Origin of the sequence: Anaerobacillus alkaliphilus, from assembly GCF_004116265.1 — a bacterium.
In the GTDB taxonomy this organism is placed as follows: Bacteria; Bacillota; Bacilli; order Bacillales; family Anaerobacillaceae; genus Anaerobacillus; species Anaerobacillus alkaliphilus.
Genome location: NZ_QOUX01000001.1, coordinates 334,963 through 358,618 on the forward strand (window position 1 = coordinate 334,963; position 23,656 = coordinate 358,618).

The 23,656-nt window shown below is 36.3% G+C and carries 25 protein-coding genes; 20 read left to right on the top strand and 5 right to left on the bottom strand.

Annotation, left to right across the window (positions count from 1 at the left end; all coding sequences use genetic code 11):
• The first annotated feature begins 56 nt into the window (after positions 1-56).
• From DS745_RS01735 to DS745_RS01750, 4 genes are all read left to right on the top strand, one after another.
• Positions 57-950 carry a carbon-nitrogen hydrolase family protein gene (locus DS745_RS01735; protein WP_129076478.1) on the top strand — a complete coding sequence of 298 codons (894 nt, stop codon included), beginning with the start codon at positions 57-59 and terminating at the stop codon, positions 948-950.
• Between the two features lie 13 nt (positions 951-963).
• A complete protein-coding gene (locus tag DS745_RS01740; RefSeq protein WP_129076479.1) occupies positions 964-1,632 on the top strand; it encodes a GNAT family N-acetyltransferase in 669 nt (222 codons plus the stop codon).
• A 159-nt stretch (positions 1,633-1,791) separates the two neighbouring features.
• Positions 1,792-2,595, top strand: coding sequence for a DUF4349 domain-containing protein (locus DS745_RS01745; protein WP_161568143.1), 804 nt, complete (start codon positions 1,792-1,794; stop codon positions 2,593-2,595).
• Between the two features lie 1,144 nt (positions 2,596-3,739).
• The gene (locus DS745_RS01750; RefSeq protein WP_196121188.1) at positions 3,740-4,678 is read left to right on the top strand and encodes an NAD(P)H-dependent flavin oxidoreductase; all 939 of its coding nucleotides are present in this window, start codon (positions 3,740-3,742) and stop codon (positions 4,676-4,678) included.
• 32 nt (positions 4,679-4,710) lie between these two features.
• Here the strand turns inward: DS745_RS01750 and folE2 are convergent, their stop codons facing one another.
• Positions 4,711-5,616, bottom strand: a complete 906-nt coding sequence (gene folE2, locus DS745_RS01755) for a GTP cyclohydrolase FolE2 (protein ID WP_129076482.1) — start codon at positions 5,614-5,616, stop codon at positions 4,711-4,713.
• 255 nt (positions 5,617-5,871) lie between these two features.
• On the opposite strand from folE2, the gene DS745_RS01760 reads away from it, so the two are divergent.
• The 4 genes from DS745_RS01760 to DS745_RS24430 all read left to right on the top strand — a co-directional run bounded on the left by DS745_RS01760 (position 5,872) and on the right by DS745_RS24430 (position 8,492).
• Complete coding sequence (locus DS745_RS01760) at positions 5,872-6,597, top strand: hypothetical protein (protein ID WP_129076483.1); 726 nt, start codon at positions 5,872-5,874, stop codon at positions 6,595-6,597.
• A gap of 63 nt (positions 6,598-6,660) precedes the next feature.
• Positions 6,661-7,626, top strand: coding sequence for a 3'-5' exoribonuclease YhaM family protein (locus tag DS745_RS01765; protein WP_129076484.1), 966 nt, complete (start codon positions 6,661-6,663; stop codon positions 7,624-7,626).
• A gap of 63 nt (positions 7,627-7,689) precedes the next feature.
• On the top strand, positions 7,690-8,169 hold the full coding sequence (ybaK, locus tag DS745_RS01770; RefSeq protein ID WP_129076485.1) for a Cys-tRNA(Pro) deacylase: 480 nt from the start codon (positions 7,690-7,692) through the stop codon (positions 8,167-8,169).
• Positions 8,170-8,327: 158 nt separating this feature from the next.
• Positions 8,328-8,492, top strand: coding sequence for a hypothetical protein (locus tag DS745_RS24430; protein ID WP_161568144.1), 165 nt, complete (start codon positions 8,328-8,330; stop codon positions 8,490-8,492).
• Positions 8,493-8,545: 53 nt separating this feature from the next.
• On the opposite strand, the gene DS745_RS01775 is transcribed toward DS745_RS24430, so the two are convergent.
• The 3 genes from DS745_RS01775 to DS745_RS01785 form a co-directional block, all read right to left on the bottom strand.
• Positions 8,546-9,604: a DUF3900 domain-containing protein gene (locus DS745_RS01775; RefSeq protein ID WP_129076486.1), complete on the bottom strand. Its 1,059-nt coding sequence runs from the start codon at positions 9,602-9,604 to the stop codon at positions 8,546-8,548.
• 104 nt (positions 9,605-9,708) lie between these two features.
• Positions 9,709-10,500: an alpha/beta fold hydrolase gene (locus DS745_RS01780; protein ID WP_129076487.1), complete on the bottom strand. Its 792-nt coding sequence runs from the start codon at positions 10,498-10,500 to the stop codon at positions 9,709-9,711.
• A 144-nt stretch (positions 10,501-10,644) separates the two neighbouring features.
• Positions 10,645-11,484: a hypothetical protein gene (locus tag DS745_RS01785; protein WP_129076488.1), complete on the bottom strand. Its 840-nt coding sequence runs from the start codon at positions 11,482-11,484 to the stop codon at positions 10,645-10,647.
• 231 nt (positions 11,485-11,715) lie between these two features.
• On the opposite strand from DS745_RS01785, the gene DS745_RS01790 reads away from it, so the two are divergent.
• The 5 genes from DS745_RS01790 (at position 11,716) to DS745_RS01810 (ending at position 16,019) form a co-directional block, all read left to right on the top strand.
• On the top strand, positions 11,716-13,410 hold the full coding sequence (locus tag DS745_RS01790; protein ID WP_129076489.1) for a M3 family oligoendopeptidase: 1,695 nt from the start codon (positions 11,716-11,718) through the stop codon (positions 13,408-13,410).
• Complete coding sequence (locus DS745_RS01795) at positions 13,394-13,798, top strand: thiol-disulfide oxidoreductase DCC family protein (RefSeq protein WP_129076490.1); 405 nt, start codon at positions 13,394-13,396, stop codon at positions 13,796-13,798. The genes DS745_RS01790 and DS745_RS01795 overlap by 17 nt, the downstream gene beginning before the upstream one ends.
• A 131-nt stretch (positions 13,799-13,929) precedes the next feature.
• On the top strand, positions 13,930-14,250 hold the full coding sequence (locus DS745_RS01800; protein WP_129076491.1) for a DUF2680 domain-containing protein: 321 nt from the start codon (positions 13,930-13,932) through the stop codon (positions 14,248-14,250).
• Between the two features lie 100 nt (positions 14,251-14,350).
• A complete protein-coding gene (ilvA, locus tag DS745_RS01805) occupies positions 14,351-15,562 on the top strand; it encodes a threonine ammonia-lyase (protein ID WP_129076492.1) in 1,212 nt (403 codons plus the stop codon).
• 52 nt (positions 15,563-15,614) lie between these two features.
• Positions 15,615-16,019: a cupredoxin domain-containing protein gene (locus DS745_RS01810; protein ID WP_129076493.1), complete on the top strand. Its 405-nt coding sequence runs from the start codon at positions 15,615-15,617 to the stop codon at positions 16,017-16,019.
• A 392-nt stretch (positions 16,020-16,411) separates the two neighbouring features.
• Here the strand turns inward: DS745_RS01810 and DS745_RS01815 are convergent, their stop codons facing one another.
• Positions 16,412-16,933 (bottom strand): GNAT family N-acetyltransferase, encoded by a 522-nt coding sequence (locus DS745_RS01815; RefSeq protein WP_129076494.1) that lies wholly within the window; start codon positions 16,931-16,933, stop codon positions 16,412-16,414.
• 234 nt (positions 16,934-17,167) lie between these two features.
• On the opposite strand from DS745_RS01815, the gene DS745_RS01820 reads away from it, so the two are divergent.
• The 7 genes from DS745_RS01820 (at position 17,168) to DS745_RS01850 (ending at position 23,637) form a co-directional block, all read left to right on the top strand.
• Entirely contained in the window at positions 17,168-17,581 is a 414-nt protein-coding gene (locus DS745_RS01820) for a DUF4395 domain-containing protein (protein WP_129076495.1), read from the top strand.
• A gap of 44 nt (positions 17,582-17,625) precedes the next feature.
• Entirely contained in the window at positions 17,626-18,570 is a 945-nt protein-coding gene (locus DS745_RS01825; RefSeq protein ID WP_129076496.1) for an ATP-grasp domain-containing protein, read from the top strand.
• Between the two features lie 106 nt (positions 18,571-18,676).
• The gene (locus DS745_RS01830) at positions 18,677-19,411 is read left to right on the top strand and encodes an HAD family hydrolase (RefSeq protein ID WP_129076497.1); all 735 of its coding nucleotides are present in this window, start codon (positions 18,677-18,679) and stop codon (positions 19,409-19,411) included.
• On the top strand, positions 19,408-19,983 hold the full coding sequence (locus tag DS745_RS01835) for a GNAT family N-acetyltransferase (protein WP_129076498.1): 576 nt from the start codon (positions 19,408-19,410) through the stop codon (positions 19,981-19,983). Before DS745_RS01830 ends, DS745_RS01835 begins: the two co-directional genes overlap by 4 nt.
• Positions 19,984-20,152: 169 nt before the next feature.
• Positions 20,153-20,851 carry a MerR family transcriptional regulator gene (locus DS745_RS01840; protein WP_161568145.1) on the top strand — a complete coding sequence of 233 codons (699 nt, stop codon included), beginning with the start codon at positions 20,153-20,155 and terminating at the stop codon, positions 20,849-20,851.
• A 122-nt stretch (positions 20,852-20,973) separates the two neighbouring features.
• Complete coding sequence (locus DS745_RS01845) at positions 20,974-22,431, top strand: spore germination protein (RefSeq protein ID WP_129076500.1); 1,458 nt, start codon at positions 20,974-20,976, stop codon at positions 22,429-22,431.
• Between the two features lie 15 nt (positions 22,432-22,446).
• Positions 22,447-23,637: a Ger(x)C family spore germination protein gene (locus DS745_RS01850; protein WP_129076501.1), complete on the top strand. Its 1,191-nt coding sequence runs from the start codon at positions 22,447-22,449 to the stop codon at positions 23,635-23,637.
• The last annotated feature ends 19 nt before the right edge of the window (positions 23,638-23,656 follow it).

The window sequence follows — 23,656 nt, forward strand, 5'->3', positions numbered from 1 at the left end:
TCTTTTTTTCATAGGGCGACAAATACGAATAATTCGGTTTAAAAGGGGGTTTTGATATGAAGCTGCGCGTTTCAGCTGTTCAATATCATTTACACACAATTTCTAGTTTTCAAGAGTTTGAGGACCAGGTGACTCACTATGTGAAGACTGCAGCAGAATTTAAATCAGACTTTGTTCTTTTTCCTGAGTTTATTACGACACAACTGATGTCTATAAAGGGAGAAGGAGACGAAACTCCAACAATTCAAGATTTACCCCAATTTACGCTTGCTTATCACCAGATTTTTAGTACGTTAGCAAAGCAACATGGAATGCATATTATTGGCGGCACCCATGTAATTGAACAAGAGGGAAAACTTTATAATGTTGCTCACATGTTTTACCCAGATGGAAGGATTGTTGGGCAACCAAAGCTTCATATCACACCAACTGAAGTAGATGAGTGGAATATACACGGCGGTGATGGTTTACAAGTGTTTGACACAGATAAAGGAAGAGTTGCCGTTTTAACTTGTTATGACATTGAGTTTCCTGAGATTGTCCGGATGGCAAAAGCTATGGGGGCTGATGTGATTTTCTGTCCATCTTGTACAGATGACTCTCACGGATTTCACCGTGTTCGTTATTCTTGCCACGCAAGAACGATTGAAAACCAAGTGTATGTAGTAACCACTGGTACTGTTGGTTCATTACCAACTGTTGACTTTATGAGAATGAATTACGGCCAAGCGGCCATTATTACACCTAATGATGTTCCATTTCCACAACGAGGAATTCTCATTGAAGGTGACATTAATAACGATATGATTATTACAGGGGACTTAGATTTATCCTTACTATATGAAGTTCGTGAAGCGGGATCCGTAACAACATGGCGCGACCGTAGGAGTGATCTTTATCCTGATTGGGAACAACTAACAAACAAAGATAACCTACTTAGGAATGGATAAGGAGTGTTCGTCGGTGTATCGCAAGGAAATTTTTCACTTTCACGAAGGGAAGCCATTAAAGGTCATCGTACGAAACTATCAAAAAAGTGATTTTGAAGAGCTCATTCAAATCCAACGTGAAAGCTTTCCACCTCCGTTTCCTTCTGAGCTATGGTGGAATGAAGAGCAACTAACGAACCATGTGACACTTTTTCCTGAAGGTGCTCTTTGTTTAGAAGTAGAAGGAGAAATCGCAGGCTCTATGACAGGGCTCCTCGTACCGTTTGATCCGAAGCACCCCAAGCATACGTGGGAGGAAATCACGGATAACGGTTATATTCGAAATCACGAGCCAAACGGAAATACGTTGTATGTGGTCGATATTTGCATTCGGCCTTCGTATCGGAATCATAAATTAGGGAAAGTATTAATGGATTCGATGTACGATGTGGTTGTTCATAAAGGACTTGAACGCTTGTTAGGTGGAGGGAGAATGCCAGGGTATCACAAACTAGCTTCTGAAATGACGCCTGAAGAGTACCTACAGAAAGTTTTGAGTGGGGAAGTTCGAGATCCGGTGATTTCTTTTTTACTAATGTGTGGAAGAACGCCTGTCACTCTAGTTGAGAATTACTTGGCAGACGAAGAATCGCATAACTTTGGGGTTTTAATGGAATGGAGAAATCCGTTTAAACAACAATAAGGCTTACCAATTTGGTAAGTCTTTTTTTGAAACTTTTTGCTGTTAATAAGCGTCTAACATAAAAAGGATAAAAGGGTGGTCGAGATGAGTCGAAGGTTGTTTTGTCTTTATTTTTTAATAGTAATGTTTCTTGTAGCTTGTAGTGCCGGGAATTCCTCTATGGAAAGTTCGGATCGTGCGGTTATGGACGCGGAACCAAAAATGGAGCAAGGATACGGTGGTTCGTCACAAGAAACAAGCAATACGAAAAGCCTTAATGTGACAGACCGGATGGTGATTTACAATGCTAATCTTTCGTTAGAAATTAAAGATTATCATAAGGTTGAAGCAATCATTCAAGAAAAAGTGGCTACACTCGGTGGGTACGTCGTTGAGTCTTCCATCTATTATAGTGGCGAAGACCGGATTAACGGTCATTTAACTGTAAAGGTCCCACAGAAATCATTTCATAGTTTCATTAATGAAGTCGAGTCTGAAAGTGTAAAGGTTAATGATCGTCATGTTAGTGGGAATGACGTAACGGAAGAGTTTGTCGACTTAGAGTCTCGCTTACGTTCAAAACGTGTCGTAGAAGAAAGACTTATTAGTTTTATGGAAAAGGCTACGAAAACTGAAGATTTGTTAAAGATTTCAAGCGACCTAGCGAAAGTTCAAGAAGAAATTGAGCAGGTAATGGGACGAATGAATTATCTCAAGAACAACGTTGACTATTCAACGGTTTCAATTTCTTTAACAGAAAGAAAAGTTAATGTTGCTTCAATCCAAGCGAGTGAAAATTTAAATACCTGGGTGAAAGCAAAGAGCTTATTTATTGATAGTATTAATGGATTACTATCGTTCTTTTCGTTCCTAGTAGTTGTAGCAGTTGGATTGAGTCCGATATTTGTTCCAGTATTGGCTGTTGTGGTAATCTTCGTATTTTACGTTAAAAGAAAGAAAAAGAATAAACCTTTTGAGGGCTAGTAGTAGTTAGGTTAGTTTGCAATTGCTTCGATAACGAGAAGCAATTGTTTTTTTTGTTTGGTATCATATTTCCCAGAATAGAAGCAAGAATGATCTTAGTTACACGATTCTCCTAGTAACTGTAAAAAACGGGCGGCGAGACTGATCTTAGTTACACGATTCTCCTAGTAACTGTAAAATACGGTAAGCAAGAAAGATCTTAGTTACACAATTCTCCTAGTAACTGTAAAAAAGGGGCAGCAAGACTGATCTTAGTTACACAATTCTCCTAGTAACTGTAAAAAAGGGTAAGCAAGACTGATTTTAGTTACACAATTCTCCTAGTAACTGTAAAAAAGGGGCAGCGAGACTGATCTTAGTTACACAATTCTCCTAGTAACTGTAAAAAAGGGTAAGCAAGACTGATCTTAGTTACACAATTCTCCTAGTAATTGTAAAAAAGGGTAAGCAAGACTGACCTTAGTTACGCAATTTTCCTAGTAACTGTAAAATACGGTAAGCAAGAAAGATCTTAGTTACACAATTCTCCTAACATCTGTAAAATATGGTAAGCAAGCAGGATCTAAGTTACAAAATTCTCCTAACATCTGTAAAATAGGGTAAGCAAGAAAGATCTTAGTTACACAATTCTCCTAGTAACTGTAAAATACGGTGAGCAAGAAAGTTCTTAGTTACAAAATTCTCCTAATACTTGTAAAATAGGGTAAGCAAGACTGACCTTAGTTACACAATTCTCCTAGTACCTGTAAAATAGGGTAAGCAAGAAAGATCTAAGTTACACAATTTTCCTAATAACTGTAAAAAACGGTGAGCAAGCCTCCCCTTAGTTACATAACTCTCCTAATAAATGAAAAATAAAACACAGGTAGAAACGCCTTCATCCCTAAGTTCCCGAAAAAGTATAGAAAAAATCTATTTTTAAAAATTAAGTGAACAAAACAAAATAGTATGACCAATTACCAATACCAGGTGACAAATGTAACTTGTCTAAAAGTTCACATTGTTGATACGATACTCTCATGACAACGGGAATAGAGAAAATGTTACTAGGTAACAATAAAGAGGAAAAATATCCCATGTTGTAAATGACAAATTGTTTTGAGGGGGAGCTTAATTGAACATTCCACAGTTGAAAATTGCTCATATGACACCGAAGGTACCAATCATGCAGGGAGGAATGGGAGTAGCTATTTCTTTAAGTGGTTTAGCTTCTGCTGTTGCTAATGCAGGGGGAATTGGTATTATTTCAGGAACAGGTATTCCAATTGAAGAGATGCGAGCACAAATCAGAAGAGCGCGCGAACTTACAAAAGGCGTTGGCTATATTGGTGTAAACGTCTTGTTTGCAATGACAGACTTTGCCAACACGATTAAAGCAGCAATGGAAGAAAAGGTAGATTTTATTATTTCTGGAGCCGGTATTTCTCGTGATATGTATCAATGGGGAAGAGAGTACGGAGTTCCAGTTATTTCGATTGTTTCTTCGGGCAAGCTTGCTAAAATATCGCAAAAGCTTGGAGCTGCTGCTGTTGTTGTAGAAGGTTTTGAAGCTGGTGGGCACTTAGGTACAGATCGTCCGCTATTTGAGATTTTACCAGAAGTTGTTGCGGCCGTTGACATTCCAGTGATCGCGGCAGGTGGGATTATGACAGGTGAGGATATCGCTAAGGCCATTCAAATGGGTGCGTCAGGTGTGCAAATGGGAACTCGATTTGTTGCAAGTGTCGAGTGCGATGCGCCAGACTCCTATAAGCAAAAATATCTTGATTGCCAAGAAGGAGAAACAGTTTTGGTAAAAACGACGGTTGGCCTTCAAGGGAGAGCGATCAAAAATAGTTTTGTTGAAAGAGTAAACAATCTTGAAAAAATAAAAATTGAAAAATGTCATTCTTGCTTAAAACAATGCAATTATCAATTTTGTACGCTTGATTCACTCGTTCAAGCCGTAAAAGGCAATGTGGAAAATGGAATTGTATTTGCAGGAGCAAGAGTGAGTGAAATTAAAGAAATTCTACCAGTACAAACAATTATTGATAACTTAATGGAAAGTTGCAGAACATCTTTCAAGTTAAAAACAAGCTAAAAAACGAGTAGAGGATACCCTCTACTCGTTTTTTATTCTTTTTCGTAAGTAATTGTGGCAATTGCATCATGAACATGGATGGATTCTTCATTACGACATTCTACAGTAAATGCTTTCACCAATGGATTTTCATAAAGATCAGCAGCAACAAGGCGTACCATATCCTCTACAAACCTTGGGTTTTCATAGGCATTTTCGGTTACTAACTTTTCATCTGGACGCTTTAAGATTGGGTGCAGCTTAGCACTTGCATTTGTTTCAGCTGCATCAAGTAAAGCTTTTTTCCAATCTTTATCGCATACACTATCCGAATAGAGAACAGTCTCAATCCGAACATAGCCTCGTTGATTATGGGCACTATACTCACTAATTTCTTTTGAACATGGACATAGTGTTGTAACTGCGCCTGTTAATCCCGTTTCGTACGTATATTGATCGACATCACTATTGTAGGTAACTTTCATTTTTGCGTCTGCGTGCATCAAACCAACTTTATCTAATGCAGGGCTTTTACGCTCAAAAAACCATGGGAAAGTAACTTCTAATGTTGCAGATGTTTGTTCCATTTTCTCCGCCAGTTCCTTCGTAAAGCGTTGCAAGTGATCAAACGATAAAACGAAACCTTCTTCATGATACTGTTGAAGGAGCTCTGTTAAGCGACTCATGTTAATACCTTTTGACATTTGGTTAAGACTTGTTGTTAAGGCAAAGGTAGCAATTGTTGTTTGTACTTTTGGCTCAAGTTCTGAGTGAACAATTACTGGGTGCTTTACGTTGCAGATCCCAACTGAATTTATCGCGAATAGAAAATCATTTGGTGTATTCTGTAAGTCTGGCATTTTTTCTTTATCAGTTGGTTTTGATCCTTTAATAGGTGGAACTGAGCCAAAGCGTTTATGTCTTTCTGCTTTAGTTGGTAAATCAATTGTTTTTATCATTGTAATAACCTCACTTTGTTTTAAGTGCATGTAAAGCTCTTGCCTTTATTATAGTGACAATAGCTTAATAGTACAAAAGATTTGAACTTTCATTGAACTTCCTTTTAAATCAATTCTTTAAAATTTAATAATGGTGACGAAACCTTTGTGTTCAAAGTGTCCTGTTTATTAGCAGTTCGTACAATTGTATCCTGATGTTCTCTATCCTTTACTAAATGCATATTTTAAATCAAAGGAATGTTAGGGGGGAGAACAGTGAACCGTTTTGCATATTACAGTGAAGATCCTGAGCAGGTCGAAGAATATGTAAAATCAATCCTGCCGTTTATCTCTGATATTCGTGAGTTTGAGCTTCATTACATCGAACAAACTCCTTACATTGAAGTGATTGAAAAAAGTGGAACCTCTCATCGAAGGGTTTTCTATAGTCGAAAAGAATATGAGGCTAGTATGAAGAATTCTTTTCGACAGCTAGTAAGAAAACTTAGGTATACTTTTATCCTGAGAGACGATTCGTTAAATGAAGTTTGGCTAAATACGAGTACAAAGATGATTGAAACACTTAATATTCTTCACATGCTTGGGATCAAAGAGTTTCACCATTATCGAAACAAAGCTACCTATAAAGCTACGAATCTTGTACCAAAACATGATTTCAATGTACTAGTGGAAGATGCGGATGAGAATAAGCTTTTTCTTGCGAAATTTAAATTTCCTTATGCATGTAAACGACTAAAAGCTGTTGAATATATTCAACAGTTTGGTTATTTAAAACCTTATGCTACGAAGTTTGAATATGGCAAGGACATTACCTATTTTGATAAAAGTACAATTCGAGAAGCTGAGGCGTATGAATATGCAACTAATAACTCATTTTTGTTTGAGGATGAAGGTATGAATCTGAAAACTGGGTTATTAATCATTGAAGAAGTAGCGAAGCTCTCAGGAGGGGATGTAGATATTGTCTTATTTTCACATTAAAAAATCATAGGCTTAAATCCCTTTTCATACATTGTAGTAATGAGAATGTGAGGAGGAAGGACGTTGCGGAAAGTAATTCAAAGTCTAGCAGTGAATGAAACAATTAAAGAACACTTTTTGCTCACTAGTCTACAAACCAAGCTTGGCAAAAACGGCACCTATTTTGAAATGACACTAGCAGATGCTTCAGGAGAAATCAGGGCACGAAAATGGGATTTAACAGAAAAAGATTACCAGCTTTATGATATTCTGCATAAAGAGCTTCCCCAGGTAGTACTCATTAAAGGAATAGCTAGACAATTTCAACAAAACGTTGATTTAAAGGTGTTTTACATGGTGTTTCCGGATGAAGAAACACCTGTTTCAATCTCTGAGTTTTTACCATCCGCTCCGATAAAGGTTGAAGAGACGTTTCGAGAAGTAGACGAAACGATAACTAGTATTCAAAACGAGACCTTACAAAGAGTTGTCAGTGAAATTTATAAGCTCTATCGACCGTTTCTTGTTCAATATCCTGCCTCTCTTCATGCACACCAGGGCTATGGTGGTTTATTATGGCATACTGCTAATACCGTTAGACTCTGTGAGACAGTGATTGGATTGTACCCGCAGATGTTAAATCGCGATCTCCTTATCAGTGGTGCCATTTTGCATGATTTAGCGAAAATAAAAGATTATAAATTAGAAAAAGGTATCGTTACAAAGGTTACCGATAAATCAAAGTTTATTGGGCATATCGTTACAATGGCTCATGATATTAGAGAGACAGCTCGTAGGTTAAACATCGATGTTCATTCTAGTGAAGTTGAACTTCTGGAACATTTAATCTTAAGTCACCATGGCAAGGGTGAATATGGCAGTCCAGTAGAACCATCAATTCCTGAAGCATTTGCCTTACATTTAGTGGACTTACTTGACACTCGATTAGGTATTGTCCATCATTTATGGGAAAAAACTCCTCAAGGGGAGTGGTCAGATTGGTCAAAAGTGTTGGAAAAGAGGTTTAAAAAAATATCTGTAGAAGGGTGACTGTTGTAGTCATCCTTTCTTTCTTTTTCCAAATAGGTTTATAATTACTTTGAGGTGGAAAATATGGCCAAAGAGAAAAAAACGAATGCAATGCGGATGCTAGATAAGGAAAAGATACAGTATGACACCTATACATATGAAAGTGAAGATGGAAAAATAGACGGTGTTTCGGTTGCCAATAAAATAAACAAAGATGTTGAGTTGGTTTATAAAACATTAGTGGCCCAAGGGACTAGCAAACAATATTATGTGTTTATCATTCCTGTGGAAAAAGAGTTAGATTTTAAAAAGGGTGCAAAGGCTGTAGGGGAGAAAAAAATTGAGATGATTCCAGTAAAAGAAATTCTCAATTTAACAGGCTATATTCGAGGAGGCTGTTCTCCTATCGGAATGAAGAAACTCTTTCGTACGGTCATTGATCAAAGTGCTGAGAATTTACCTTCAATTATTGTTAGTGGTGGAAAAATCGGTTTGCAAGTCGAATTAGCAGTAGCTGATTTAGTGAAAGTGATTAAAGGAGAATTAGCCGAAATCATTCATTAAAAAATGTAGGATGGTTGTATGAACTACAAACATCCTACATTTTTATTGTAGAAATAAGTTCATGAACTTGTCTCTCCCGAATATCTTTTACTATAGGGACTATTACTAGAGTTTGGAGTAACTAACCTTTGCTGAAAGAAGAGTAGGGAGAGGATACTGTGAAATTGTTTAGAAAAAAAAGAAAAGAATACGCGATCATTGATAAGGAAGGTAGAGTGTTTATGCAGCCTGTTGATGACCGTCAATGGGTACTAGATATGTATCGAAGAAAAGGGTACATCGTCGATAGGCACTCAATAAGGGATGGGAAAGTAGAAGAGTAATAAAAAAGTACACAGTCATATCAAAATGAACTGTGTACTTTTATCTGTATGGATTACCTGTTAGATAGTTTTTCGACAATCTCATGCAGATCTGCTGGCTTTAAGAACTCCACGGGTGATACATTTTTTTCAAATTGAAACATATCTCCTTCAAGGAGGACCACATACTTGCCATTCACCTTGGCGATATGAATGGAATCGCCAAAGTCTGATAGAAGACCTTTGACTGACATATGATCTAATTTTAACTTTAGTTCAATTTCAGGTGCATGCTCTACAATTCGAGTTGTTGCTTCCATGACTTGTTCTTCGGTCCATTTTTCTTGTAGTTCTCGTTTCGGACTCGTTGCCCAAACTTCTAAATCTGTTTCAGCTTGAACTCGTTCTTCAGAAGGCTCTGTAAACACATTGTCAATTTCTTCGTACATTAAGTCAACCACCTGAGCCTTCACAATTTCAGGCATTGATTTCTCGTAGGTAACACCCTTTAAGAAATCTTCGAAGTAACGAGAGTGAGACGCTTGGTGTATTTTTAATTCACCTAATTCTAGCATTCCCTCTTCAGGCATATAAGGGTACTGGATCGACTTCATGTTTTTTGTTGTTATCGCCATCTCAACATTGTTGATTAATGTTTTTTCGTCTGATATAGAGGCTACTTTTTGTTCGAAATCGCATTTCATGACAAAGACAAATGGCTCATCAAAATATTTATTAAGTTTTGCTGTAGCAATGATTAAGACACCACCTCGGACTGCTGTTGTGTCCGTGTAGGTTTGAATTAATTCTCTACAAGCTTTTGAAAAATCATCGATTTGAGTAGCACTACGAATTCGGTTAAATAAGTTATAGTTTGGGTTAGAGGCTAAATCATAACCAGGTTCAACAAGAAACCGCCCAATTTTCGTGGGAACCTGTTCTGACTTCGGGTGGCGTTCTACTTTACGCTTTGTAATTCTCATGAACTCGCCATCTAGAAATGGTTTTAACGTACTCTCGCTATACTTATATTCGTCAAGTGTAGCAATCTGTTTATATGATTTGTTCGCTTGTTCGCCACTACCTTCAATGTTTATGATTGAAAACGACAAGTATTGAATGTCAAAATCCATGGTTTCATCTCCTAATTTCTATAAAAAATAGAAAAGGACACTTGTCACAGATGACAAAGTCCTTTTTTAGCTATAGAAAAATCTAAAAACTAATTAGTAGTTTACTATAAAACTTCTTTTAATTGATACTGTTGGTAGATAAATTTAATGGATGCCGCATTAAATTTGTCTGGTTGATCAATGTTGCAGACATGACCAGAGTTTTCAATGCACTCTAACGCTAACTGCTCATTTTGCTCAACAAGGTCTTTTACAGGTGGTAAGAATAAGTAGTCTTCTTCCCCCATAACAAACAAGGTTGGGATGTTAAAGAAATCTCGCTGAAGCTTCCTTAAAAATGGATTAATCGTTCTGGTAACTGAAAACCAACGGATAAATTCTTTCTGACACATTTTCTTTGCTTGGTCTACAAATGCATTTCTCGATTCAACATGTGCTGTACGTGGCATAATGATAAATGCAAAAAGACGGTAAAGCCACATGTAAGGTACAAAATATTTCCCTAAGTTTCCTACAGTCAGTAAGAAGTTAGTACGTATATCAAGTTTAATAACTGCTCCACCAAGGATCATCGAGCTGATCCGCTGTGGATGCTTTTGAGCAATCGTTTGAACAACTATGGTACCTAGAGAAACGCCAATAAAGTGTGTTTCTTTAATTTTTAGATGATCTAATACCTCGATGACATCTTCCGAAATTTGTACGAAAGAGTCGCCTTTTTGCCAACGGGAACGCTTGGATTTACCATGTCCACGAAGGTCGATAAGGAGAATATTAAAATGTTTGCGAAACTCTTTAATTTGTTTAAAAAATGTATTAGAGTTTCCTCCAGCACCATGGATAAAAGTTACCCAAGGTTTTTCGTCACTAATGATATATTCACGGTAGTATAGCACGGGTAATTAATACCTCACTTTTATATTAAAATTACTTTGCTATTATAACACGATTTACTATTTTACGTCTGTTAAAGCTTAATAGAAAATATTAGGTGCTTAAAAAAAGCTGCTACTCAATCAAATGAGGTAGCAGCTATTGAACTAATTAAAGTTATGATACGTATCGTTAGGCCATATTTCACCTTCGTGAATCGTTCCGTTATGGTACTCGACGACTAAACGAATGGACGTAACTGTTTTCCCGTTTAGTTCGATATTGGCAACCCACTGTTGAAATTCAGTTTCAACATCAGGATATTCTAATTCAAACGGTTGTTTCCGGATGACAGTGTCACCGTCATAAGCTTCAATAAAGCCGTGTTTCATCTTGTAGAAATCAAATAAAGGTGGTTCAGAAAATGCGATATTAGATGAGAAGTCTGTCATATTTCCATTATGGTCAGAGCTATATCCGTAACCATTGGACATCATTGGCATTGGTTTATACATTCTTGGTGGAATTTCTGTAATTTCGCCAGATTTTACTATACTTTTTTCAGCTACAATTTGGTATTCATAATTGTAGAATGGGGATAAAACGATAGGGACACGATAGTTTGTGCCGGAGTGATGAAGAGCTTCGACTTCAATCCAATCATCGCTATTTTTTTGACGGTAAAATAACGAGACATTTGCGTTTGTTTCTATTTCCCTAAAGGCCCAGGTCATGTATAGGTGAATAGCTTCTTCTGTGGACTCTTCGTAATTCGGCACAAATTCTTCGTTTATGATCCACTTTGCTAATTCCTTTTGCTCATTTAATTGATGACTCAAATCATATATTGAAGACCTGGTACTGTCAGTATTCCAGCGAATTGAATTTTCCATGTATTCTAAGCGTTCTTGCAACTGACCAATCTTTGAAAAACTAAAATAATTAATGAATAAACTAATAATGATAAGTCCTATAAGAATTTTAGGATATTTATTGTTCGAGATCATAAGTCCTCCTTTTACAAATTGCTATGCACTTACAATATTGTACCATAATAGTTAAAATTTACAGATCCTACCTTTCGACCATTTTAGAGATTGCTAATCCACTAGAATAAGTATTGATAATATGATACAAGTAAGAGTAGAAAGTATTTTTGATTCGCTTCTGTAAGAGAGGTATTTTATTGAAGTGAGGAGAAATATAATAATGTATGTTACATAGAGAGGAAGAGGTTTATGGAATTTCAACAATACCAATATGTTAGACCAGAGATGAATGAAATGGAAGCTCAATTTAATGAGTTACTTAAAAAATTTACAAGTGCTGATTCTGTTGAGACTCAAGATGGAATTATGGCTGAGATTAATCAGTTACGAAATGAATTTGAGTCAATGATGCAGATTGTTTATATCAGGCATACGATTGATACGAACGATGAGTTTTATAAAGGAGAACAAGATTATTTTGATGAAGTAGATCCTTTATATCAAGGCTTTGTCAATCGCTATTATGAAGCACTGACGAAATCAAACTTTCGAGCAGAATTAGAAGGAAAATGGGGAAAACAGTTATTTGCATTAGCTGAACTTTCACAAAAAACATTTTCTCCAGAAATCGTCGAGGACTTACAGCTCGAAAATAAGCTTTCAAGTGAATATACAAAATTAATAGCTTCTGCCAAAATTACGTTTGAAGGTGAGGAAAGAAACCTACCTCAGCTAGTCCCATTCCAACTTTCAACGGATCGAGACATGAGAAAAAAAGCAATGGAAGCCAAATACGACTTCTTTAAGGAAAATGAAGAAAAAATTGATGAAATCTATGACCAATTAGTGAAAGTAAGAACAAAAATAGCTCGTAAGCTTGGCTTTGAAAACTTCGTTGAACTTGGATATGCGCGAATGAACCGAATTGACTATAACGGCGAAATGGTAGCAAACTTCAGAAAACAAGTTCAAGATTTCATTGTTCCAGTTGCTACGCAATTAAAAGAAAAGCAGCGAGCTAGAATTGGTGTAGAAGAGTTGAAATACTACGATGACAGGTTTGCGTTTGAGACAGGAAATGCCACGCCTAAAGGTGATCCTGAGTGGATTATAGCTAATGGTGAAAAAATGTATCAAGAATTATCAAAGGAAACAGATGAATTCTTTACGTTTATGCGTGAAAAGGAATTACTAGATCTTGTTAGTAAAAAGGGGAAAGCTGGCGGCGGTTATTGTACGTATATTGAGAAGTATAAGTCTCCATTTATTTTTGCCAACTTCAATGGGACTAGTGGAGACATTGATGTGTTAACTCATGAGGTTGGTCATGCGTTCCAAGTCTATTTAAGCCGTAGTTTTGCTGTACCAGAGTATCAATTCCCGACTCATGAAGCTTGTGAAATTCATTCGATGAGTATGGAATTTTTTGCTTGGCCTTGGATGGAATTATTCTTTAAAGAAGATACAGATAAATACAAGTTTAATCATTTAAGCGATGGATTGTTATTTATCCCTTATGGCGTAAGTGTAGATGAATTCCAACATTTTGTGTATGAAAACCCAGATTTAACACCTGCTGAACGTAAACTTGGTTGGAGAGAGATCGAGAAAAAGTACTTGCCACACCGTAACTATGACGAAAATGATTATTTAGAGCGTGGTGGTTTCTGGCACCAACAAGGTCACATCTTTAACAGTCCGTTCTATTATATTGATTATACGCTTGCGCAAATTTGTGCATTCCAATTCTGGAAGCGTGCGAACGAGGATAAAGAGGGAGCTTGGGCAGACTACATTACGCTATGTAAACAAGGTGGTAGTCAGTCGTTTACAGAACTAGTCAGTGTTGCAAACTTAATCTCACCATTTAAGGATGGTTGTGTGAAATCAGTGATTGATGACATTGAAGCATGGCTTAACGGGGTTGATGACAGTAGCTTATAAGGCCGTTGTTTTATTTGATGGTGTTTGCAACTTTTGTAATAGCAGTGTTCAATTTATCATTGAGCGAGATCAAAAGGGCTACTTTCAATTTGCTTCGTTACAAAGCGAGATTGGCCAAAAGTTAGTCGCTGAATATGGTGTACCAAAACAGATAGAGAGTCTTGTTTTAATTGAAGGTGGTCAATACTATCTAAAGTCTACCGCAGCTTTGAGAATTTGTAGAAAACTATCAGGCTTCTGGAAGGCGTTATCAATATTTTTGATTGTTCCTTCACTGGTTCGTAACATTTTTTATGATTTCATCGCTCGAAATCGATATAAATGGTTTGGAAAAAAGACGGCTTGTACGCTTCCGTCTCCAGAAATAAGAAAACGATTTTTAGAATAGAAGCGAAGGGTCTACCGATATCGGTAGACCCCTTTTTTTTATGGATAGGCTGTTTTCGCAAAATGAGCCTTTGGATAAAACTACCTCATATTGCAAAACATACATAGGAAAATGAAGAAGGAGTGGTAAAAATGAGAAAACTATTACTTAGTTTGACGGTTATTGCGTTAGTGTGTTTAGGTTCAGTTACTAGTGCATCTGCACATATGGATTGTGAAGAGATTAATGAAGTAAATTTAACTGATGCTAAAAAAAGCGAGTTAGAGGCATTAACCAAAACAATGTTTGACCAGAAAAAACTACTAATTAGTAAGTATGTTGAATTTGGAGTGGTCTCTGAGGAAACAGGTGAAAAAATGGTTAAGAAGTTGGATAAACGTTATCAAAAATTAGCAGAAGAAGGGTTTATTCCCAAGTGGAATAAATATTGTAAGGATAAAACGAAAAAATAGTAATGGAGAGCTTGGAGATATCCAAGCTCTTTTCATTGAATAAACCTAGTTGGTTTGTGAAGAATATGGGTAACAACAAGATAGACAAGGAGAGGATTTAGTGTCGGTAACTTTGCTTGATATAGAAAATGCTCGGGAAAAAATAAGGAGTATTGTTCATGAAACACCACTTGATCATTCAAGTACGTTTAGTGAACTATCAAACAACGAAGTTTTTTTAAAACTGGAAAATCTACAAAAAACAGGGTCTTTCAAAGTGAGAGGCTCGTGTAATAAACTACTTTCTTTAAGTGAACTAGAGCTTGCACGAGGGGTAATTGCAGCATCTGCAGGAAACCATGCTCAAGGTGTTGCTTATTCTGCAAAAATGTTGAAAATTCCTTGTACGATTGTTATGCCTAAAGGTGCACCGTTAAGTAAGGTCGAGGCTACAAAACGCTACGGTGCTGAAGTTATCTTGAAAGGAAGCTCATTTGATGAGGCACTCCATTTTGCGATTCAGTTACAGCGCAAGACGGGAGCGACATTTATCCACCCTTTTGATGACGAAGCGGTTATTGCCGGCCAAGGAACGATTGGAATTGAGCTTCTAGAACAACTACCTACTGTTGATGCTGTGATTTGTCCTGTTGGTGGAGGAGGCTTAATTGCTGGAGTAGCCTTAGCCGCTAAGTCTCTTAACCCAAACATTAAAGTGTATGGAGTTCAATCATTAGCATGTCCTAGTATGAAACACTCCTTACAACAGGAAGCGCCAATAGAAATTGAGGCGATGCCGACAATGGCTGATGGCATTGCTGTTCGGAAACCAGGAATAAAGAATTTCGATATCATTCGTGAATATGTCGATGAAATTTACTGTGTGGATGAAATGGAAATTTCACGGACAATGCTAATGATCCTTGAGCGTAATAAACTCCTCGTGGAAGGTTCAGGAGCTAGTTCACTAGCGGCTTTGTTATATAAAAAAATACCTATCCAAAACAAGAAAGTTGTTGCGATCTTAAGTGGTGGAAATGTAGATGTGAATTTTATCTCACGAATAATTGAACATGGTATGGTTGAGGCTGGAAGGTTTGTCCATTTTACAACGATTTTAAAAGACAAGCCAGGACATCTTCAAGATGTGTTAGGAATTATTTCAGAGCTAGGTGGTAATATTTTATCGATCTCACTTGAGCATATTGGCGAAAAAATTTTCCCAGGGTATGCAAAATTAGTTTTATCATTAGAAACGACAGATCGTCAGCATGTTGAACAAGTTCTTACAGCACTACGAGACAAAGGTTATGAATTAGATGTCCTACTCTAATCCTTGTATATTTTAGAAAAATTTGCACAAACTTTCCTCGAGGTGATTAGAGATGAAAAAATTATTGTTGATAATAATTGCATGTTTTATAATGGGAATTCAATTTCTAGAAATAGAAGAGGTTTCTGCGAAAGAAGATGAATTAGTCATCCATATTATTACGACGGAATTTGAAACAGAAACTGAGGATGGCAAAGAAATTGAGGTATATCGCTGGGATCCCGGGACTGTTTTTGTGCCAAAAGGGAAAGACGTTACTTTAAGTTTCTATGGTGTAAAAGGAAAAGAGCATCCATTTTACATTGAAGGTACTGATGTGAAAGGGAATGTCAAAAAAGGGGAAGAAACACGTGTGAACGTTCGTTTTGATAAGACTGGAATATATCGAATTGTCTGCACAGCCCACGAAACATTTGATCAAAATGGCCCAATGATTGGCTATATTGTTGTGAAGTAAGAAGTAATAAAAAAACGAGGTTGGATTAGATCCAAGCTCGTTTTTGATATTCTTATGATTTCGTACTCTTAAAATTCTTGCCGCGATAATGTCTCTCTGTACTTTTTAAACCCTAAAAAACAAAAGCCCTACCTCTCTTTTATCATTACGGCTCCTTGGCCGTGCCATTTATAATAAGGCGGTTAAGTGTTTAAAAGATGCCAGATGATTTTACTCGTAAACGATTTCTGATCTATATATAATGTAATTTATTTACGTGGAAATAAAAATCTAATAAACTTTAAGTTTCATAAGCAATACTAACTAATTTATCATACATTGATAAATAAAGCAACTAAATCAAGTATATTCTCTAAAATAATAAGAATATGTTCGTTTTAAGAGTGTTTCTCTTAGGGAAGACGCCATTCAATCTCACCGGATTTAGTTTCTTTATCTATGTTCACTTTAAAGTCATGCTTTTGATAAAAGTGAACGAGCCGATCTTTGTGATCCCAGTCGCGTTTTACAATGTCGCCAGTGATATATTGAATGTTTTGGTCTTTAGCAAGCTCTTTTAAATAGTGCATACAAATCGAACCGTATCCTTTGTTTTCTGGGCCTTTGATGTCACCGATGTGGATTGTGTGCTCGTCTTCATAGGAGGCTTGAATAGAGAAATCCCAATTTCCACGAAAGGCACTTTCGCAATCGTTTAACATAATTTTACAAGTGTCCCCGTCATCAGATGTATAAACAATCACCCAATTGCTATCCTTTGTTTGTTCAATTCCAATGACTTGCCACTTTTTTGCTATTTCCTTTAGGTTATCTTGCATTCGAAACAGTTGAAACTCAAGGTCTTCAATTTCTTCTTTTAGTTCTTCTTCATTTTTTGTCTCGCGTTCAGCTAAAAACGCAGATTTAAATGACATACTTTATGCTCCTTCCTTATTGTAATGGTACTCCTTTAAGTGGGGAGGTGGTTTCATAGTATTCATATGCATCGACAGAAAAGATGTTCTAAATAAGAGCTGATAAACAACAGTTAAAAATTATACTAAAAGTTGGAAGAATACGCAACTTCTTAGTTAAAACTAATTAGTTGAAGTTTTAAGATAAATCCGATAAAATCAATATAATTAATATGAGATAGAGGTGAGTCATCGATGAAGGAAATTCCAATTACCTATGTAAAATCAAATCAAGTGATTTTAGTAATCCTTACTTTTAGTTCAATCTTGTTACAAAATAGCTGGCTATTAGTTGCGGCCTTTCTTTTTGTTGCAGTACCGTTATTGTTAGGGCCAAAGGGAAATCTAGCGTTTTACGTTGCTAAACGATTTTTCTCTGAAAATAGAAGTGGTAAAACCGAAGCGGCTGAATTGCAGAAATTTAATCAGACGATTGCAGGAATATTACTAACTATTGCGGTTGCCATTCATTTTTTGACAGCTAGCTGGATAGCGTGGATTTTTGTAGGAATGGTCACACTTGCAGCGACTATCGCATTACTTGGATTTTGCGTTGGTTGTTTTCTATACTTTCAATGGAAACGGTATAAATATAAATTAAAGAATTAAAAGGAATAGCTTTTATTCCTTTTCTACATAAGGGAGAAATTTCAATGGGGAAAATACATATCATTCATGAAAATAATGAATGGACAAATCACTTAATAAAAAGATTAGAAGAACTAGACCTTCCTTACGAGGAATGGCACTTATCCAAAGGAGCGATTGATTTAAGTCTAGCGCCTCCACAAGGTGTATTTTACAATCGAATGAGTGCTTCGTCTCATACTCGTGGCCATCGCTATGCCCCAGAATTCACAGGAGCAGTACTGGCTTGGTTAGAACGGAATGGCCGAACAGTTTTTAATGGGAGCCGTGCTCTTCAATTAGAACTTAGCAAAGTAAACCAGTACATGGCTTTAAATCTAGAGGGAATTGAAACTCCAAAAACGATTGCAGCTGTAGGGAAAGAGCAATTAATGGAAGCGGCAAAAGGATTTGCTGGGCAGAAATTTATTACGAAGCACAATCGGGCAGGAAAAGGGTTAGGTGTCCAATTGTTTGCTAGTATTGAAGGGTTAAAATCTTATGTATTTAGTGATCAATTTGATGAACCTGTAGATGGGATTACTCTGATCCAACAATACATTGAAGCTCCTGAACCAGTGATTACGAGATGTGAATTTATTGGTGGAAAATTCTTGTATGCGGTCAATGTAAATACCACTGATGGCTTTCAATTATGTCCTGCAGATGCTTGTCAAATAGGTGATTTATTTTGTCCGGTAGGTGAAGAGCAGGAGAAAAAGCCGAAATTTGAGATTGATACAAATTTCAATGATCCTATTATTAAAAAATATGAACAGTTCTTACAGAATAACAAGATTGACGTTGCTGGTATTGAATTTATTCGGAACAAACAAGGTCAAATTTTTACGTATGATGTGAATACAAATACCAACTACAATCCAGAGGCGGAGGCTAAAGCCAAGCAGTTTGGTATGCTTGAGCTTGCTAAGTTTTTAGGATCTCAGCTTGAAGTAGTGACGAAAAACTAGGGAGATTATCCCTAGTTTTTACTTTATAAGGACAAATTTTTTGTTTGTTGGTAAAAATTTGGTAGGATAGTAGATGAACACTATTTTACAGTAAGGGGTTATAAATATGGCTAAGGTTATATTATTTGATTTAGATGGGACCTTGCTTCCGATGGATACGGAAGCGTTTATTAAAAATTATTTGGGGCATTTAGCGCCGAGAGTAGCTTCTATTATTGATCCACAAGAATTTATAAAAGCACTTTGGGCTGGGACAGAAGCAATGATGCGTAACTTAGAAGAAGAAAAAACAAATGAACAAGTGTTTGAAGAAACATTTCTAAAGTTAGTTAAGTTAAACAAAGAAGACATATGGCCAACTCTAGACGAATTTTACTCTGAAATTTTCCCTACTCTTTCTCATTTGACATCACCTACTCCACTAGCTAAAAAAGTCGTAGAGAAGGCTCTTGAACAAGGATACCGGGTAGCGCTAGCAACTAATCCTGTGTTTCCAAAGGTAGCTATTTACGAACGTCTAAGATGGGCAGGAATTGCGGACATGCCGTTTGAGGTTGTAACCGTCTATGAAAATAGTACATATACGAAACCACATACGCAGTATTACCAAGCTATTTGCAATAGATTAGAGATTGACCCCACAGACTGCATTATGATCGGAAATGATAAACAAGAGGATCTAGCTGCTTCAAAAATTGGGATGAAAACGTTTCTTGTCGAAGGTCATGTGATTGACCGTGGCGAGCCAGTTTATCCGATTGATGATCATGGTACGTTAGAAGAGCTTTATGAAAAACTTACGAAAAGAGAAGGGGTTTTTAGAGAGGCGGTTGAAGTATGATTGAAAATGGCCTTACAGCTATACCAGAGTTGGAAACCCCAAATTATTTATTAAGAGGAATGAGCATTGATGATGCTGAAAGTATGTTTGTCTTTATGAGTGATCAGCAAACGATGAGGTATATCACTCCTCATCCCGTCCAATCTGTCGATGAGCTCACTAAAAATATAAAGGTGAGTCTAACTAACTTTCAAGAGTCAAAGGAAATTCCTTGGGTGATTGTTGATAAGATTTCAGGGGACGTTATCGGAATGTTCCGCTTCCATAAGTTTAACTTTTGGCATAAGAAGACAGAAATGGGAGTTGTTATTCGGGAAGACTATCAAAAACGAGGGGTTATGAGTGAGATACTAGAGGTGATCCTGCCATATGGGTTTGATATTCTAGGACTTAACCGAATTGTCGGAGACATCTTTGCTGAAAATAAAGGATCAGAAAAATTGTTACAGAAGTTTGGCTTTAAAAAGGAAGGACAATTACGACAAACGGATTTTGATGGTACTAGGTATCATGACACGGTTGTATTCTCTTTGTTGAAGTCTGAGTATGAAAAATCTAACAGTGTTGTTTAAAAAGTCTCGTATGAGGCTTTTTTCTTTTTTGTGGCACTTTCGCTATTCATAATTTGGCGAAACGCCACTTCTTTTTAGAAGTTTTGTCAGGTAGAAGGAATAACAGTAGCTTCATATTTAATAAGTAAGTATCGGATAAACTTTGACAAAAATGAAGAGGGTGTGTGAAATGTATACAATTAAAGATGTCTCAAAACAACTTAAAATACCAGTTGGTAGTTTGAAATCTTGGGAGCAAGTATTTGAGCGTTTTTTTCAAGTGCAACGGACGAAATCCGGATCAAGAATATATGGTGAAGCAGAACTTTTAGTTTTAAGAAAGATAAAGCTAATGAAAGATAAAAATTTAAGTGACGAAATGCTTATGTTTATCTTAGATTCCAATGATGGTGAAAATCGAGATATTCCTGAGCAAATCCAATCAGAATACGATTTAAAGTATGCTGATATTGTTGAGTTGCAAAATGAGACTGTACAAGCTGTTCAAACGATCTCTGCTTCAATGGATCAATTTAAGGGAGAGTTTATTAAGGAAGTAAAAGAAGAACTAACGCAGGAAGTGAAAAAAGAAATTGCAAAGGGAAATGGAATTACACAAGGAATGATTCAAACCTATACGCATGAAGTGGTAGATACTTATCAAATGACATACCAACAGATAAATAAATTAAAAAAGGAAATTCAAAGAGACCAAGAAGAAAAACTGTTTCTCCAAAAGAAAGTAGAGGAACGAGAAGAATTGTTTCAGGATTTCGTTCAAAGCTACCGCCAATCTGCAGCTGCAATTGAAGCAAGGAACGAAAGACGAAAGCTTTCCTATTGGTTAGGTTTACTTTCAAAGGCTCAAATGAAATGGACGAAAATGTAAGTCATGAAAGGAAAGTCTGTCAACAATAGTTGGCAGACTTATTTATTTTTGTCAATGTTGGCATAAACTTCCTGTTTATAACAAAATATAAAAATATCTACTTCTCTTAAAAGGGGTCTCATATGAAGGGTGAATTAATCTCATCTCTTGATCGAAATCTAAACAAGATTTTAAAAGGTTTAGGAAATAGCAATGATATCTTAATACGAAAACTCATTATTGGTAACACAGAAAAACTGGCAGCTATCATCTATATGGACGGAGTTACCGAAAATGAGAAAGTAGAAGAACAAATTATTAAACCCCTTATTTCAACAAGCCTTCATGACCAAAGTAACTTGATGGAATTAATAAAGTTAAGAGTGGTACAAACAATCCGTGCAAAAGAAATTGACTCGATAGACGGAGTCATACAAGAGCTTATTCAAGGTAAGAGTATTTTAGTTGTCGATAAAGAGAATGTAGCCCTAGCGCTAGATACCGTAAAATGGCCAGAAAGAGCGGCTCCTGAACCTAAGGCACAAAGGACTCCTCGAGGTCCTGATATAGGGTTTAACGAGTCATTGACTTTTAATTTGTCTTTAATACGAAAATCGATTAGGGACTGTAAACTTAGAATAGAGAGTAATGAAAATCCAAATATTAATACTTCATTCTCGTTGGTATATCTAGAAAATAGTGTAGATCAAGATATGCTTAAGCTATTAAAAAGTAAGTTACAAGAAATCGATATCCCTGTCGTATTGGACTCTAGTTTTTTGGAAGAAAATCTAACAAATGAAACAACGTCAATGTTTCCACTGACACTAACTACCGATCGACCTGATTTAGTTAGTGCTGAAATATTAGAAGGGAAAATTGCCATCGTAGTAGACGGTACCCCATTTGTAACGGTGCTTCCAATTATATTTATCCAACTCTTTCAATCGCCTGATGATTATTATTCATTAGCTAGAAATTTTCAAAGTAGAAGATTAGCGAGGATGTTTTTTTTCTTTCTATCAATATTGCTACCTGCTCTCTACATCTCATTTACAGTTTACCAACCTGGCTTACTACCAACTAGTATCTTAATTGGTTTTGTTGCACAGAGAGAGGTGGTGCCGTTTCCCACCGTTGTTGAGATTATTGTATTCTTTTGGCTTATTATCATTATTGTTGAAAGTTCCTTGAGGCTTCCTCAGGGTGTTGTTCTGACAGTTACGATTTTTGCTTCAATTACCTTAGGGCAACAGGCAGTAGAAGCACAACTTGTACAGCCTACTACCTTAGTGGTTTTAGCTGCTTCCTATATTATGTCAAGTAGTGTGCCGGTATTTAGCTTAACTGTCGTGTATAGAATATTGACGTTTCGATTTATCTTCCTTGCTTCCTTATTAGGTCTTTATGGGGTCATGATCGGGATTGTTGTCCTTATCTTGCATTTAAGTGCACTAAGATCTTTTGGTGTACCGTACTTATCCCCGGTTGCTCCGTTTAATTTGAAAGATCAAAAAGATGCAATTTTTAGAACACCAATGGAATTCATTATCACAAGTAAAAAGAAGTTTACGAAAGAAGAGCCTATGAAAAAGGAGTAAAAGGATAAAACATCTATGAAAAAAAGATCTTGGTTGCACATAACGATTTATACTTTAATTATACTATCTTCGTTTTTGGTAGGAAAAAATGTTGAGGATTCCTTAATAAAAAACCTTTCCATTGTTTCGGCAGTGGGTATCGATTTAGAGGAAGATTTATATGCTGTTACGTTACAAGTAATAAATCCGAAGAGATTACAAAAAGATGCGGGACAGACTCTTGGCTATATTAATTATAAAGAGAGTGGTAGAACAATAACGGAAGCAATGAAGAAGATAAATACTGTTATTTCAAGAAATATTTTTTTAGATGACACTGAGATTTTTATTGTTAGTGAGGAACTTGCCCGATCAAAAGGGATTAATGAGGTTATTGATTATCTAATCATTGAGCCAAATGTTGCATCTAATATTTCCTTTTTTGTTACTAAAGGCGATGCAGCTAACGCTATTTTAAATATCTTTACTCCAGTTCAACAAGTATCTGCTCAAAGGATCCATGAGATGCTTACTAATATTCAAAAAGAGGCTGGTTTTGCTACGAGAATCTATCCAAATAGAGTTAAAAATTATTTGTTAAATTACCCAGTTGTTAATAATATCGTGCCATATATCACTATCGAGGGAAATTTTAAACAGGGTTTTAAAAAAGAAAATATTGAGACTTTTGATCCGGAAACGAAAATAAAGATTGAAGGAATGGCTTTTTTTCATAGAGATAAAATTGTCGATTTTTTAAATTTGGAAGAAAGTAAAACGTTGCTATTAGTAACAAATCATTTAAGGATGACTTTTCTTGAATCCAACTGCCCAGATGGTAACGGGTTTGTAGCGATGAGGCTAGATAGTTCCAAGACAAAGATTAATCACAAACTAGAAAATGGTATACCAAGGTTTAAGGTAGATGTAACAGTAGCAGGGAGAATTCAAGAATCTTCATGTGAAATAGGTTTTAAACATCCAGATTTACAAAGGTTTGAAACACATTTTGGTAATTTAATCGAGGCTCATATCTCTGATTTAATAAAACTTAGTCAGTCTCATCATGTCGATTTTATTGGGTTTGGGAAAGCGATGTATTTAAGTAAACCCTCAGATTGGAGAAAAATAGAAAAAACGTGGGAAGATATTTATCCAAACGTAGAAGTTGACGTAAAGGTGAAAGTAGACATTAGTGAATCCGGGGACGCGACAAAATTAAAGTAGCAAGTTAGGATGGGAAAGA